We start from the raw sequence: 14,274 nt of genomic DNA, 5'->3' as shown, positions 1-14,274 counted from the left end.
GGATCAGCCCTCCTTTTCAATCTTTGTCAGGCAGTCGCGCAGCGCCAGCCCATATTCATATTTCGCCGGACAGGCAAAGCCGATAAGGCCAAGGTCCTCTTCGTCCAGCTCCAGCGCACCTAGCGCCTGTGCAGTATCGGTATCCATTACCAGCAAAGCGCGTAGCAATTGCGTCGGCAAATAGTCCTGCGGCATCAACTGTTCGAATGTACCGGTCGGAACCATCGCACGGCGTCCACCATTCAGATTGGACGTGAATGCAAACAGCTTCTTGGCAAAGGCCGAGCCAAGAACCGGCTGAACCGCGTATTTCGACGGCATCGGAAGAATCCAGCCCAACGTATGCTGATCATGGTCTTCGCGGATGATGCTGATCTGACGCGCGAAACGGCCCAGGTAAGCTTGTGGCCCCTCTGCATGACGGCCCGACAGGATCGAGCCCGAGATTACACGGGCCGTGCCGTCCACATTGATTTCGTCACGGGTAAGATCATCGGTCGAGGCCCCCATGACGGTGCGGATCAGGCGGGGTTGACGCGCGCCGGGGCCTGAAAGGGCAACCACGATGTTCGGATCCAGATGGCCGGTTTGCATCAGACGGCCAATCGCGATGACATCCTGATAGCCGATTGTCCAAACCTGCTTTTCACCGGCCAGCGGCTCAAGGAAGTGGATGTGGGTTCCAGCCAGGCCTGCGGGGTGCGGCCCGGAAAATGCTGCGGTTTCAACACCCGGAACGTCGGCGCCCGGCAGGGCTGCGCCCTCATTTTGGCACAGATACGTCTTGCCCTCGGTCAGCTTGGCAACTGCGCTCAGGCCGACAGCAAAGGCGTCACCTGCATCCTGGATAATGATCTCGGCATCAGCGGCCAGAGGCTCACTATCCATCGCGGTCACAAAAATTGCTGTAGGCTTGGTACCCGGTGCGGGCATCTTGGAATAGGGCCGCGTGCGGAAAGCAGTCCACAGGCCAGCCGCACATAGACGTTCGGTCACGCCCTCGGCGGTATCGGTGTTGCCCACAGCCGAGAAATCCAGACCTGTGTCGTTGACGTCCGAGACTTCGATTACGACGCTCTGCAACACCCGACGCGCACCACGGTTGATGGCCACGATCTTGCCGCTGAGCGGAGCGACCATCATCGCCTCGGGCACGTCCTTGTGGCAAAACAACGGTGTGCCCCGCTGAACCTCTTCACCCTCTTGAACCAGCATGCGCGGTTTCAGGCCCAGATAATCAGCCCCCAAAACCCCGACAGACCTGAATTCAGGACCCGGTTGGATCGTCTGCTCTGGCGCGCCTTGCACCGGCAGCTCCAACCCTTTTTTCAGTTTGAAAGTTTGCATGTCGCTACTGTCTTCCAAGCCTCTTTCCTGCAACACATCGTTCCCACCACTGCATAGTGGCACAAAACGATCTGTATGTGGGAGCCTGAGAGCAAAAAAGGCGCATAGCACCTGTTTTCATTCCAAGCTTCGTTTTGATCACGGTCCCTTTACGCGGGGATGTTGCCAAACGCAAACCCGTTGCTGCCTAAATTGCCGATATTTTGTCAAATTAACTTGAAGGGCTGCCTTTTGAACCTGTTGAAATTGCATATCGCACCCGCAACACTTCCGGTGTAAGCACCCGGGATGGAACCAAACAACGATTTTGAGATTTTTCTGGTGGCAACGCCCGGCCTTGAAGCCCCGCTGCATGCCGAAGCGGTCGAGCAGGGATTCGCAGATACAAAGCCGGTACCCGGCGGCGTCACCTGTAGCGGAAGCTGGCCTGAGGTCTGGCGCGCGAACCTGTGTCTGCGCGGTGCGAACAAGGTTCTGGTGCGATTGGGCGGATTTCCCGCAGTTCATTTGGCACAACTGGATAAACGGGCCCGAAAATTTCCCTGGTCCGATTTTTTGCGCCCCGATGTGCCCGTCAAAGTCGAAGCGACAAGTCGAAAATCCCGAATCTACCATGCAGGGGCCGCCCGGCAACGTATCGAAGTGGCAATTACGGAAACTCTGGGCGCACCGGTTTCGCCCAATGCGGTCGTGCGCGTCCTGCTGCGCATCGAAAAGGACCTGTGCACATTTTCGATCGACAGTTCCGGCGAGCCTTTGCACAAACGCGGCCACAAACCGGCTGTCGCCAAAGCCCCGATGCGCGAAACGATGGCGGCAATGTTCCTCCGAGAGTGCGGATTTGATGGGTCCGAGCCAGTTTTGGATCCGATGTGCGGCTCTGGCACCTTTGTTATTGAAGCCGCCGAAATCGCGCTGGGGCTGCGCCCCGGCCGTTCTCGCAGCTTTGCCTTTGAAAATCTGCCAAGTTTTGACCCCAACGCCTGGTCCTCGATGCGCCAGCAACAACCTTTGGCCAAACCGGACGTCGTTTTTCATGGCTCAGACCGCAATAGCGGAGCGATTGAGGCCTCGACCAAAAACGCTGACCGGGCCGGGGTTGCCGATTTCACCATTTTTCAGGCGCGCTCGGTCAGCGACATAAAACCCCCGTCGGATGCCGCAGGTCTTGTTATTGTCAACCCACCCTATGGTGCCCGGATCGGGGATGAAAAACGCCTGCGATCCGTTTACGGCAGCTTGGGCAAGGTACTGCAAACCAAGTTCAAGGGCTGGCGTATCGGTATCGTGACCAGCAACGCAAGCCTGGCCCGATCCACCCGCCTGCCGCTGTTGCCCCCCGGGCCAATTGTGGACCACGGTGGCACCAAAATCCGACTGTATCAAACTGGTGTTTTAACCTGATCCGATGCCCGGGAACGACGAAGGCAATTCGCACAAACGACACGGAAACCCCCTTGCACATCCAAAAATGCAAGTATAGATCACGCGCCACGGTCGGAGTGTAGCTCAGCCTGGTAGAGCACTGTCTTCGGGAGGCAGGGGTCGGAGGTTCGAATCCTCTCACTCCGACCAATATTTCAAGGGCATTCAGCCATTTCAGCTTAGTGCAAAATTGCTGGATTCTGTGAGCCCTCACACTTTCAGCAATAAAGTCGTATGTATCCACTGCCAGTTTGGTGACTGGGTGTATCCGCGTCGTAAGATGCTGAGCAGCAAATCGAAGTGTAAGAAACCCGCCAGAAAATTACCGGTTTCGGCGACTGAAATTCCCGAAATCACCGATTTACGGACGCGGTGTATATATATAGCACCCGCGATTCATTCTACGTACCCGGTCCAAAAGGCTTTACCGTCAAAACTACCTAACACATCACCTGTTGAAGTATCCAAAAACAGTATCTGTGCTGTAGCCAAATACTCCGATGGTCTCGATATCGGGACCCAACAACTTATGCTGGAAGCAGCACGCCTATCGAACAAAAATAGGCAACCGCTCAACACGCTGCTAACTGTCAGATGGCATTCTCTGAGAGCATACAATGACACGAATCCTCTATTCCAACTGGGTATTCCAGAAAGAATACAGAACATCGTGGAGCGTATCCGAACTTGGCTGACACGGCCCGATAGACTGATTGGCGCATCGTACATATGGGTGCGTGAGTCTTCACGTTCGGAAGACGAGCATTGGCATCTAGCCCTACATTTACCAGAAAACCGCCGATCAGAATTCGCAGAATACTTAGCTAGCTTACTCGGAGAACCTTTGCTCCCTCGGTCGCGACCTGCCAGCCGAAAAACGCGTGGAGAGTTCGCGTGTAGCGAATGGACGAGTTGGCACCTTGCAGCCGAAGTACCAATTAGTAACCGATACTTCAAAGGTCGTTGCCTCGCTAGTTATCTAGGAAAAGGAGAACCCTCCCAAAGGCTATTTAGGGGCAAGCCGGTGCCAAACGTACAAAAACCTGTAAGAGGATGTAGGTTTGGAGGCGACGTTGCTCATGACCGTTTTGACACTCCACAAGGTCGAATCGTAGGCACGGCGACCCGCGTTTTTAGATTTGATATCTCTAGGAACCTCAAACAATGACAACTTTGCTGAAGTCAGTAACTAACTTTTGCGCGATGATGGCAGCCAAAATCGAAGGATTTTACAAGGTTCGGCTATGGGCGGCATCACCCTTGTGGACGTCAGTACCATGGTCCATTCGCGGCCCAACAGAATTTAAAGTTCCTTGCATGTCCACGTACATTTTCTGGGTGGGTAAAAAAGGAGATATGCTAAATGACCCATCAAAAATCGCTCGCTGAAATCGAAGAGTCCATTGCTCATCTAGGCCGTTGCTCTGGTCGCTGGTGGAAGGCAGCGATGGCGATCACAGGCAAGAAAATGACTGAATTGCTAGACGAAATGGGCGACCGCTGGAACCCAGAAGATGAGGACTCCGGTGGCAGCGATGGTATTGACGTTGACAAGATCATTCAGGACGCAATGAAGCCCTGAATCACATTCCCAGCCGGGAATAATATGAAACGTCCTTCTTAGCTTGGGCGAGCATCGCCCAAGCTTTCAACATCCCGAGAGCAACCGCGCGGTTTGCGATGTTGTTAACCGGCAGTTTCCGGTCAGCCGACGCCCAGACAGCTTCTTTCAGATGACGGTTTATGTGGCTTGTCAGCACAAACCCCATTCCGAAACTCCCCCTGAACAACCCGGTCATTTCTTGCGGCCAAGATGTTCAGCAGAATGAGCAAATATTGAGAGTAAAGCGGCTTGCTGGCGAACGATTTTTGTCAGCTCAGCAGCGATCAATTCTTGCTGCGAATGTTGTTCACGAAAGTAGGTCTCAAACGACCTTTTGATTTCAAAGTAATCTTCACTTCCCATTGTCATAGTTGATCTCCTTTGCCTGCATTGCAAATGCGTAGAAACTGGCACAACGCAAGCCGCCGTTAACCATTCAGAAACCCGGAATTTCAGACACAGCAAGAATGATTGGATTTTTCGGGCTAATGATTTTTTGTTGTTTTGACACCAACCAAATGTAGCAACGGCAGCGGGTCCTGAACTAGCTTTCAGCTGTTCGACGCGACTGCTAAAAGTTCAATTCACAAAGCCGATAAAGCACCTGTTACGGTGTCAATTTCGATCCACCTTTCGGGGTTTCTAATTCCTCCCTCTTGCGTTCTTTGGCTCCAAATACTGGCATCGCAACAATCTGTTTCAAAGCTGCTTTCGCAGACTCAGAGAGCCTGTGTTGATCCTTCTGGAATACTTTCCCGATGATCCGCATTTTGTTTATAGCAGAATTCATGCGCTCGTTTATTTTGGTCTCCTTCTGATCAAGTTCGGCCTCGCGCTTTTTCAGAAGCACCCACCAATCCTTTAGCTTCTGATAGATTGCCCCATCTGGCCTGAAATTCTTCGCTCTGGTCACATCCACTGGCAAGCCGCGCTCGACACCAAAGCCCCTCTCTTTCAGTCCATCGGCCAACCAATCTTGCAGCATTGAAAGCTGCTCTGGACCTCCAAAAACCTTGTTATGCGATACTGTTCTGCGAGGCTTTCTCTTGCTCTGGCGCTTCTCGCCGCCATAGGTCTTTTCATAAACCGGCATAATAAAAACTGACATATGCGGGGTCGTTTCATCGAGATCGAGGCGAGCGGCCACACACATATTGGGATACCTTGCCTCAGCCAGATCAAGGCAAGCACGCGCCCAATCTCGTGCTCGACCTAAATCAACATCGCCGCTTGACCCCCTGAAAAGCGCCGGAGAGGCCGTAAACAAAACCTCAGTGCCGAAAGTCCCATTCTTTGGCCGCTTCGCCCCTAGCTGTTCTCTGCGTGTCTCCAGCGCCTCTCGATAGTCCGGGCATTCATCAACCAGCTGTAGCTCCTGAAGATCAGGATCAAATCGCCAGTGTTGATTCAGCTTCGTCCGGTCGAGGTCCACTCTTGACCGGCCAAATGCCTTACGATCTCTGCGGCCATGACGCGTTGCATTCCTCGCATCGACTGCCGTGCGAATCTTCTGAATTCTGATGCATGAAAATGTTGTGTCACCCATCCTAAGTAGATTGCAGCGGAGCGAAGATTTGCAAGCCCCGGCAGAGGGTTCCGGTCAAAGCCCGTAACCTACTATGGAAATTCATATCCTCCCACTGCGTGGGCCCCTCCGAATTTCCCGTTACGGCCATACGCTTCACTCTGGACTAGAGCCTGCCGACAGCTGCTTTCGGCAAGACCATTCCATGGAGGACTAATATAAGCGACTCGAAGTCCACTGAACTGTTGACTCACTTCATTCTTCTTGGTCCATCACAAGTTTATCTGCTTTCGTCCGAATGTCCTTTAGCATTGGACCCTTAAGCAACTTTTTCTTATTGCCTACGATGCCACCCAGAGTTTGCTCCAATTCTAGAGCTGTGTTTTCAACCTTCCTTCTTTCTTCTGGGTTCAAAGCTTTGGTGTGTATGTGATGCCAAAGCTTATCTACCAAAAACTCTGTAGTTATTCGCCGATCACGTCTCTCGGTAGCCAAAGCTATCCAATGTTTGTCCCAAGACTGCGAGTTGCATCTCAACTGAAGGCCAGTCAAAAAAGTTTTCTCTGCCAACGATATATCTTTGTCGGACAAAACCTCTTCGAAAATGCCAATCAACTTAACGGCTGCAAGTTCCTCATCCATGACGCCGCTTACGAAAAACATTAGACGCTTGGTCAAAAAGTATCGAAGGGCGCGAGCGGCTTCTTCATCGAGCTCTTCACCGTCTTTGTTCAGTTCTTCAACTAAGTGAGCAAGGACTTCTGACACTAGCTCGTTCAATCTGACATAGAACTTGCAGTGCGACTGAAGGTACAGCCGAGTGGCGTCCACCTTCTTTTTCTTGTCAGCAAATTCGGAACTTCGCAAAACCCTGCCTAATAACCCGATGGTTTCCATGTACTCAAACGAACTCATGCTCGGAAGGGTTTTAGCCTTTTCTAAGTCAGTAGAGCGCTGACCAGTCTCGACTTCTGTTGTTGTTGAGGAGTTGTTGCCTTCAAGTTCAGACGAGTCACGCCTTTCTGGTTCAGGTTTTTCAATTCTCCTTGGACCTCTACTGAGTTCTGCCTCAGCTGCGTCCATCAGGTCGTCGACTTGCTCTGAAGTGAGTTTTTTCTCGCGTATTTTTTGGAGTTTTTTTCTGCTAATACCGAGCGACGACTCTTCTTCTACAATTTCATCAAATTTTTCAATATTCACCCCGACCAACACGTCTGGAACGCCGGATCTTATTTGAAAAACAAGTTCGTCAATCAAGATATCATTTTCCCGGTTCAATCCAGAATGCAACTCAAGTTCACGTCGATAATTCAAAAAACTCCTATCAAAAACGGCCTCTTTCAAACGAGATTCAGAACTACCAATATACTTAGCCAAAAAGTACTCTTGAAGGCACCTATACTTGAACTTGATGTTCTCTCCTGCCTTCACAAGAATCCCGCATTTACAAAGAGCAGAAAGAACCTGTGTTGCATCGTACTTTAGTCCTTTTGAGTCGAAGAAATCTATTAAGAATATAGTAGCCTCATTTGAGGAAGAAATTCCCCCTTTCGCATTTAAAAAGTTGGCGAATGCCTGTAGCGTTATTTCCTTTGATGTTGCATCAAATTCTCGCTCCAAGGATTGGCGAAAATCAGCTTTCCCAAGAAGGTGATCCGCCATATTCATAATTAGCACCGCTTCATTAATGCGCTCCATTTCCTTTGTTTGTTGGAGAGCCCAAAGCAAAAGAGTGACGATGTATCCGGTTCGTGGCAGATCGTTGTTAGTAATTTGTGTCATTACGGTGGTAAACGCGTGCTCTTGATCAACACCCGTGCGCTCGCACCACCGCCTTGTCATTGTGCGAATAGACTTTCTGGGAAGCGTTTTAATATGCGCGGTAGTGAATCCTTCAATACAATCATTACCCGATATCTCCTTGTTGTCTGCCCCGTTTCTGGAGTCAGATAACAAAATCCACCGGCATTTCGGATACTTTGTTATCATTTCTTGCAGTGCGGATTTCTTATCACGCAAGAGACCTGAGAAATTATCAACGATGAAAAATAGATCACCATTCTCTAAGCCTTGATTAAAGTTATACCCGGATTTCGGAATTCCTAAGTACGTAGATGCCGAAGATTTTAGAGATTTCTTCCCTCCGCGAAATTCACGGAAATCAAAGATTACTGGCAATCGAACTTTATCACATCCACCTTCGGCTATCAAAGTCGCCACATAGTGGGCAAGGCTAGATTTGCCCGCCTCTCGACCTCCTGAAATCAGAAAACTCTCTTCGGATGACAGCATTTCTGAGAGATCAAGAGTCTCTTCCATCAATTCGTCAGTATCTTGCGGTTCATCGGTGCTTTCGGAACCACTTTCCAATTTTTCGTCGTTGTCAGGGTTCTTTTTGTATATTGGCGGGCAAATAAATGCCGTATGCGGATCGATACAAAGCTCTGACCCTATGTCAGCGATATTGAATTGCTCAAAAGCAGAGTCTCTAATTACAGGACGCGCTTCTCTCAGAAATAATTCCAACTCGGGGTTCTGCCCTCGCCGATTAGGTTGATACGACGCTTCATATTCTCCATTTTTGAGAATGTTTTCGGCTGGTGCAAAGTGCCTTGAAGGGCTATCAAAATAGGTTCTTAGACTAACTTTGGCCCGACAAACATCGGTATCAAATTCCAGAACCTGATACCCGTTGAAGTAGCTCCGCTTTGCGTAAAATGATCCGCTTTGGCTCAGAACGGAACTGCCGGTGATTGTTGTTCTAAGCTCAGGCTCTGGAGTGTGAACATGACCGAAAGCCAACAGATCAAAACCTCGATAAAGTCTTGGAGACACCGCAGCATGGTCAAAGTCGGTTAGCCAACCGAGCGGATGATGGTATAGAGCGATTGCAAAGTCGGTATCGTCAGTTTCGGATATCGCAAAATCAACATTTCGCTCGCCTAAGATTAGTTTGTGCCTGTCGACTCCTCCGCTTTCTCCCGTCGACCGCCAAGAGTTATCGAACGCTGCCAGACCAATTTTCACCCCCTTGGTTTCCAGCTTGTATACAGATACCATTCCAGAACGGCTTGTTGGCTGCCGTGCCAGACTTGATGCATAGGTTTCATAGTTGGACATTCGGCCTATCGCATCTAGGCTTTCTTTGTCCTTACCATCCACACCTGCGATTAGTTTATTTGTAGCTTCAACCGTCGAGAGGCTCTGGCTCAACCCAGCTTCTAAGTACCTTGCGCTCCTTACAGTCTGGCGTTCTATGTCGTGATTGCCTGGGCAAATAAAGAACATCTCTTCTGGAACACCAGCAGCGTCCAATATCGGTTTGATTATGGCTTCGTGGGCCATTCTGAAATGTTCTTGATTCTCTCCTGCCAACACGAGGTCGCCGGTAAAGAGAACCAAATCGATGTCGTTGTTAGTCGATGCGCGAAGACCCAAAAGGTCTTCCACCATAGCGTCTCTAACTATTTTGTTGTCTTCAGCGTTGTTGGGGTGCCAATGAATATCTGAAAAGTGAAGGATCTTAATCTTAGACAATGTATTGTTCCTATTGACTGCTTTGCGCAGGAGACAACGTCGGAACAAATTCTTCAAGCAGGATTTATGATCATTCTTCTGAGAGATTATGTATAATTATTACAATGCTTTACGCTGATCTCAAGAACTGTATGACGCGGCAAATGGGCACGCTAAGGCATGAGATCGCCAAGCCAACTAAGATTCAACTTAGGGTACTTCGACTAAAACCTCGTTCATGTTAGGCATGAAACCTCGCCGCAGAAGAATCGCTGTCAATCTAGAAGCATCCCATCCACGGTCGATGACAAGAAGCTGATACCGGAGTGTGTTAGTACGATGTGCCGCGTTCTGGCATCCTCTCCCGGAATTTTTTCTACCCACCCCAACCCGCTTCTCCCAATCGGTCCCGAGCCTAGCACCTCACAAAACCTTGTTGCAGTAGCGTGACTAACTCCTAGCTCTTCGGCCAACTCTTTGATCGTGGGTCCAGATGGCTTTGAGCGCATTGTTTGCCGCGCGATAAAAACGAATGCAGCCAATGTTCCAACGGTGATATCCGACCGGGCCGCCCTGCAAAAAGATAGAAAGAATTCTATATTTTTTAGAGTAAACTGGTCAGCTTCGAAGAATTCTCTCTTTTTCTCCGGAAGCTGATCCAGCCACCCAGTTTGACCAAAAAAGAACATATTGATGCCTCCAATTCGCGGTTGACTATCATGCACACGTATTATATTAAGTTGGAAAGTCAACAAAAAACGTCTGCACCTTGCAATGAATAAATTCTCGCTAACCGCAAAGATATCTTGAAGCACGCAATCGCAGCACGTCGGTGCTGAACTGAAATACGCGCTCCAATTTGCTAGTGAGAACACACCCACAATGAATAAATCCTCTGACATCAATCAGTTGACAGTAACAGTTGCCGAAGCAGCAAATCGGCTCGGCGCGCCGAAGTCTGTAGTCGAGAGAGTGGCAATGGAAAGTGGACTGGTAGTTCAATTTGGCAACCGACGCAAAATTGCCGTCGAAGATATTCCGGAGATTTTAAGACTATGCCGCGCACAGCCAAAGGTCCGTACCTCTATCAAAGACCAGACACAAAAATCTACATCATCCGCGGAACCGGTCGTGGAGAGTATTCGACGAGCACAAGAGATCATGACGAAGCTCAAGCAATCCTGAATGCGTACGTAGCAAGGCTGAATCAACCCAGTAAAACAAGCAACGCGGACGAGTTGTTAGTTGCAGATATTCTTTCATTTTATGGGGAACGAAAAGCTCCAAAGGCCAAAGATAAAGAAAGAATTTACTATGCTATGAAGGCGCTATTGCCATACTGGGGTGCGCGCTATGTTTCAGAAATCAATGAGAAAACCTGCGAAGAATACGCTGACAGCCGAATTCGGGTTACCAAAGTTGATCCTATCACTAAAACGCCCATTGCCTCAGAGCCAATCTCTGACGGTACAATCATCAAAGAGCTAGGCACCTTACGTGCCGCATTGAAATTCTGCGCTATTCAAAAGTACCTAGCAGAAGCCCCCATCGTTTATACTCCGCCAAAACCGGAACCAAATGACAAATGGTTAACGCGACAAGAGGCAGCGCGGCTCCTTTGGGAGGCACGAAAAAGCAATAGAACACGCCACCTCATGAAGTTCATTCTAATTGGGCTGTATACTGGCACACGAAAGACCGCGATCCTTCGGTTACGCTATGAACGTAGTGACAACTGCGGTTGGTTCGATCTAGAAAACTCGATGCTATATCGCCGGGGAGCCAAGCAGGCTGAAACCAAGAAAAGGCAACCTCCCGTTCCTCTTCCGCCCAAGTTAGTAGCTCACTTAAAGCGATGGCGAAAACCCGAGTCCACATGGGTTGTGGACTATCAAGGAAATGGAGTCGCTTCCATTAAAACCGCTTGGCATTCGGTAGTTGAGGCCGCCGGTTTAGCGCAATCTGGAATCACGCCCCATACATTGAGGCACACAGCCATCACGTGGGCCATGCAAACTGGCTACTCAAATTCTTGGGAACTCGGAGGATACTTCGGCGTCAGCGAAGATACTATGGTGCGCGTTTATGCCCACCACCACCCAAGCTATCAACAAAATGCAATTAGAGCGGTATCTGCGGGCGGGAGGAAACTGTGAGGTCGCACACTTTTAGCTTCAAAAGGAAGAAACTTGTGAGAACAAAACAGAATAAAATAAGGAACAATATGAGAAAAATGTTCCTAGAAATGTCTTCGGGAGGCAGGGGTCGGAGGTTCGAATCCTCTCACTCCGACCAATAAAACAAGGCGCCCAAGGGCGCCTTTGTTGTTTCTAAGACAGTGATCCGAGGTTCGTTGAACTTGAGCGTTAGTCGAACTCCAACGCACTGGCAGCCTTTCGTAGATGCTCCGGGCTGTAGCGCGCGTAGACGGATGCGGTAATCTGAGAGTCTGAATGACCGAGAAACTGAGCAACCTCATCCATCGAGATACCTGACTCAGCCATATGAACAGCCGCCGTGTGCCGCAAGACGTGCGGTGACACGTCAGGCAGGCCCGCCGCGACTGCGGCCGCCTTGAAGCCTTTTTTGATCGACTTTACCGATCCGCCGGCCCACTCCACGACATAGTCAGATAATGCGGCTTTTCGTGCGTTCAAAAGCGCAGCATACAGACTCTCGGTCATGGGGACGATGGCCCTGCCCTTCCTCTGCCCGTCTCCAATGCGGAGATTGATTTGGCGGCGTTCAAAGTCGACCCGATCCCATGTGAGTTCTAACACAGCCGTTACCCTGGCAGCCGTCGACAGCATCAGCCATATAGCCAGCTTGATGTGCGGTGCGCAGTCTACCGCCAGGAGCTGTGAAATCTCCTGGCGCGTCAGATACCTCTCCTTGGGAGCCGGTTTACTGGGGCGCTCGATGTAGGGTGCCCTATCAATCAGCCCGGTCTTCTCAGCCCAATTCAAACAGGTCCTTAGCTTGCCAAGCTGTGTCCAGATTGTGCCGTCTTGAATACCTGCCTGCCGCCGATCGGCGATGTAGGCTTTACAGTCCCGCACGCTTATCTGTTCCGGACGAAATGCGCCAAACCAAGGCAGCACAGAACGGCCAGTGTATTGCATGCTTTCATGCACCGGCCGACCCTCGACTGTCACGCTGTAAGCATTCCAAATCGCTGCAACGGTCAGTTCATCCTTTCCGGCTGTCTGGGCGAGGAGGACATCACGGGCTTCTGCCTCCGCGCTTTCGAGGGTGTCCGCGTCAAGACGATACCTGCGTCTGCGTCCATCTTCCTCATACCAGACGACGACGAAGCGGTTGTTGAGTCGACCGATGCTGTATTCCTGCACAGCTCATATTCCTCTACTTTGTGTGCTGGGATGCGAAACTGACGGCGAACTCTGAAGTATTCGAGCTGGCCTGATTTGCAGAGCTGACGCACAGTCTCGGAACTGCAGCTCCAGCGCTCTGCGAGAGACTTGGGTGTGTAAGGCGGTGACAAAGTGCGCTCCTCTATTTTGGCAAAATCATTTACTCTATAGCGGTCTAGACATCGGATGCGCTTGGGATTTTCGAAAAACTTTTAACTTGCTGAAAGTAAACGAAAGAAAGCTTGGCTCTGTGCTCCAAATCTCCAACTTCAGCATAGGCGTGACCAATTCGCTGAATGATCAATCTTTCTTGGTCTTGCGCCATTTTCTTGTGACTTTCTGCCAATGACAGGCGACCCACTTGTATCCTTTTCTACTTCGTCAATATTGAAGTTCAGGACCCGGTCGAAGCAGCAACTCTCATTTCGACCTACCATTCATTTTTGATCTCGCTATCCTGCGCCCAACTGACAACAAAAAGACGATTTCAACATGCTCACAGGCCCCATCCGTTCCCAAGTCGATCAAATCTGGAATGCCTTCTGGTCGGGCGGTGTTTCCAACCCGCTCTCAGTGATCGAACAGATCACTTACCTACTTTTCATCAAGCGGCTGGACGATCTGCACACTGTTGAGGAAAGCAAGGCCGAAATGCTCGACGTCGAGATGGAGCGTCGCATCTTCCCCGCCGGAGATGATCCCAAAGGTGAGTCATACGAGAACCTCCGCTGGTCGCGCTTCAAGAACTTCGAAGCGCGGGAGATGATGCGTATCGTCGATGAGCATGTGTTCCCATTCTTGCGTGAGCTTGGCGAGGAAGGCTCATCTTACGGCACACATATGAAGGATGCCCGCCTTGGCTTCTCTAACCCGAGTTTGCTGGTTAAAGTGGTTCAGCAGCTCGATGACATCCCGATGGACGACCGAGACACCAAAGGCGATGTCTATGAATACATGCTCGGCAAGATCGCCAGCGCCGGACAGAATGGCCAATTCCGCACGCCCCGCCACATAATTCAGCTCATGGTAAACCTGATGGCTCCCACACCCAAGGACGTCATCTGCGATCCGGCTGCAGGCACATGCGGTTTCCTTGTGGAGGCCGGAGAGTATTTGCGCAGCAACCACCCCAAGATGCTGATGGACAAAGACAGCCGCCAGCATTTCCATTCCGGTATGTTCCACGGCTTCGATTTCGACAGCACGATGTTGCGGATCGGCGCAATGAATATGACTCTCCATGGAATCGAAAACCCAGATGTCTCCTATCGCGACAGCCTGGCCGAGGAGCACGGCGAGGATGAAGGCCGCTATTCCCTGATCCTAGCCAACCCGCCCTTTGCCGGCTCTCTCGACTACGACACCACGGCCAAGGATCTCCTGAAGGTTGTAAAGACAAAGAAGACCGAGTGTCCGCCATCAGCACCCATGGAACAGACTAGGTTGATTGCGTAGCGGAGGATTTCAGGCTCATCGTAACCATCAGA

10 protein-coding genes, 1 tRNA gene and 1 pseudogene are annotated in these 14,274 nt (G+C 50.5%); 5 read left to right on the top strand and 7 right to left on the bottom strand.

Annotated features, from left to right (window positions below):
- Window positions 1-3: 3 nt before the first annotated feature.
- On the bottom strand, window positions 4-1,347 hold the full coding sequence (locus AC2FLJ_RS14895) for a Na(+)-translocating NADH-quinone reductase subunit A (RefSeq protein ID WP_496697835.1): 1,344 nt from the start codon (window positions 1,345-1,347) through the stop codon (window positions 4-6).
- Window positions 1,348-1,635: 288 nt separating this feature from the next.
- Between AC2FLJ_RS14895 and AC2FLJ_RS14890 the strand changes: the two genes are divergently transcribed.
- The 3 genes from AC2FLJ_RS14890 (at window position 1,636) to AC2FLJ_RS14880 (ending at window position 4,354) form a co-directional block, all read left to right on the top strand.
- Window positions 1,636-2,751, top strand: a complete 1,116-nt coding sequence (locus AC2FLJ_RS14890) for a THUMP domain-containing class I SAM-dependent RNA methyltransferase (RefSeq protein WP_496706512.1) — start codon at window positions 1,636-1,638, stop codon at window positions 2,749-2,751.
- A gap of 94 nt (window positions 2,752-2,845) precedes the next feature.
- Window positions 2,846-2,922, top strand: a tRNA-Pro gene (locus AC2FLJ_RS14885).
- Window positions 2,923-4,135: 1,213 nt separating this feature from the next.
- Window positions 4,136-4,354, top strand: coding sequence for a hypothetical protein (locus AC2FLJ_RS14880; protein WP_496706510.1), 219 nt, complete (start codon window positions 4,136-4,138; stop codon window positions 4,352-4,354).
- Between the two features lies 1 nt (window position 4,355).
- Here AC2FLJ_RS14880 and AC2FLJ_RS14875 read toward each other — a convergent pair whose 3' ends face one another.
- The 4 genes from AC2FLJ_RS14875 to AC2FLJ_RS14860 all read right to left on the bottom strand — a co-directional run bounded on the left by AC2FLJ_RS14875 (window position 4,356) and on the right by AC2FLJ_RS14860 (window position 9,437).
- On the bottom strand, window positions 4,356-4,541 hold the full coding sequence (locus tag AC2FLJ_RS14875) for a hypothetical protein (protein WP_496706508.1): 186 nt from the start codon (window positions 4,539-4,541) through the stop codon (window positions 4,356-4,358).
- 26 nt (window positions 4,542-4,567) lie between these two features.
- On the bottom strand, window positions 4,568-4,744 hold the full coding sequence (locus AC2FLJ_RS14870; RefSeq protein ID WP_496706506.1) for a hypothetical protein: 177 nt from the start codon (window positions 4,742-4,744) through the stop codon (window positions 4,568-4,570).
- Between the two features lie 238 nt (window positions 4,745-4,982).
- Window positions 4,983-5,921, bottom strand: coding sequence for a plasmid recombination protein (locus AC2FLJ_RS14865; RefSeq protein ID WP_496706504.1), 939 nt, complete (start codon window positions 5,919-5,921; stop codon window positions 4,983-4,985).
- Window positions 5,922-6,155: 234 nt separating this feature from the next.
- On the bottom strand, window positions 6,156-9,437 hold the full coding sequence (locus tag AC2FLJ_RS14860; protein WP_496706502.1) for an STAND family AAA ATPase: 3,282 nt from the start codon (window positions 9,435-9,437) through the stop codon (window positions 6,156-6,158).
- A 1,034-nt stretch (window positions 9,438-10,471) separates the two neighbouring features.
- Between AC2FLJ_RS14860 and AC2FLJ_RS14855 the strand changes: the two genes are divergently transcribed.
- Window positions 10,472-11,572, top strand: a complete 1,101-nt coding sequence (locus AC2FLJ_RS14855; RefSeq protein ID WP_496706500.1) for a tyrosine-type recombinase/integrase — start codon at window positions 10,472-10,474, stop codon at window positions 11,570-11,572.
- Between the two features lie 210 nt (window positions 11,573-11,782).
- Here the strand turns inward: AC2FLJ_RS14855 and AC2FLJ_RS14850 are convergent, their stop codons facing one another.
- Both AC2FLJ_RS14850 and AC2FLJ_RS14845 read right to left on the bottom strand, forming a co-directional pair.
- Window positions 11,783-12,766 carry a tyrosine-type recombinase/integrase gene (locus AC2FLJ_RS14850; RefSeq protein ID WP_496706498.1) on the bottom strand — a complete coding sequence of 328 codons (984 nt, stop codon included), beginning with the start codon at window positions 12,764-12,766 and terminating at the stop codon, window positions 11,783-11,785.
- Window positions 12,767-12,783: 17 nt separating this feature from the next.
- Window positions 12,784-12,918, bottom strand: a pseudogene (locus AC2FLJ_RS14845) (excisionase family DNA-binding protein); the annotation flags it as partial.
- Between the two features lie 361 nt (window positions 12,919-13,279).
- On the opposite strand from AC2FLJ_RS14845, the gene AC2FLJ_RS14840 reads away from it, so the two are divergent.
- Window positions 13,280-14,242, top strand: coding sequence for a type I restriction-modification system subunit M (locus tag AC2FLJ_RS14840; RefSeq protein ID WP_496706496.1), 963 nt, complete (start codon window positions 13,280-13,282; stop codon window positions 14,240-14,242).
- Window positions 14,243-14,274 lie beyond the last annotated feature (32 nt).

It is taken from the genome of Ruegeria sp. CDSA034 (genome assembly GCF_059612275.1).
The sequence above is the reverse complement of the archived record's forward strand: the minus strand, read 5'-3'. Positions and strand labels throughout refer to the sequence as shown.

What these genes read in the sequence shown, in the direction of transcription:
- AC2FLJ_RS14865 (WP_496706504.1), bottom strand. Translation starts at nt 5,921, where the DNA reads ATGGGTGACACAACATTTTCATGCATCAGAATTCAGAAGATTCGCACG.
- AC2FLJ_RS14855 (WP_496706500.1), top strand. Translation starts at nt 10,472, where the DNA reads ATGCCGCGCACAGCCAAAGGTCCGTACCTCTATCAAAGACCAGACACA.
- AC2FLJ_RS14890 (WP_496706512.1), top strand. Translation starts at nt 1,636, where the DNA reads ATGGAACCAAACAACGATTTTGAGATTTTTCTGGTGGCAACGCCCGGC.
- AC2FLJ_RS14880 (WP_496706510.1), top strand. Translation starts at nt 4,136, where the DNA reads ATGACCCATCAAAAATCGCTCGCTGAAATCGAAGAGTCCATTGCTCAT.
- AC2FLJ_RS14870 (WP_496706506.1), bottom strand. Translation starts at nt 4,744, where the DNA reads ATGACAATGGGAAGTGAAGATTACTTTGAAATCAAAAGGTCGTTTGAG.
- AC2FLJ_RS14875 (WP_496706508.1), bottom strand. Translation starts at nt 4,541, where the DNA reads ATGGGGTTTGTGCTGACAAGCCACATAAACCGTCATCTGAAAGAAGCT.
- AC2FLJ_RS14895 (WP_496697835.1), bottom strand. Translation starts at nt 1,347, where the DNA reads ATGCAAACTTTCAAACTGAAAAAAGGGTTGGAGCTGCCGGTGCAAGGC.
- AC2FLJ_RS14840 (WP_496706496.1), top strand. Translation starts at nt 13,280, where the DNA reads ATGCTCACAGGCCCCATCCGTTCCCAAGTCGATCAAATCTGGAATGCC.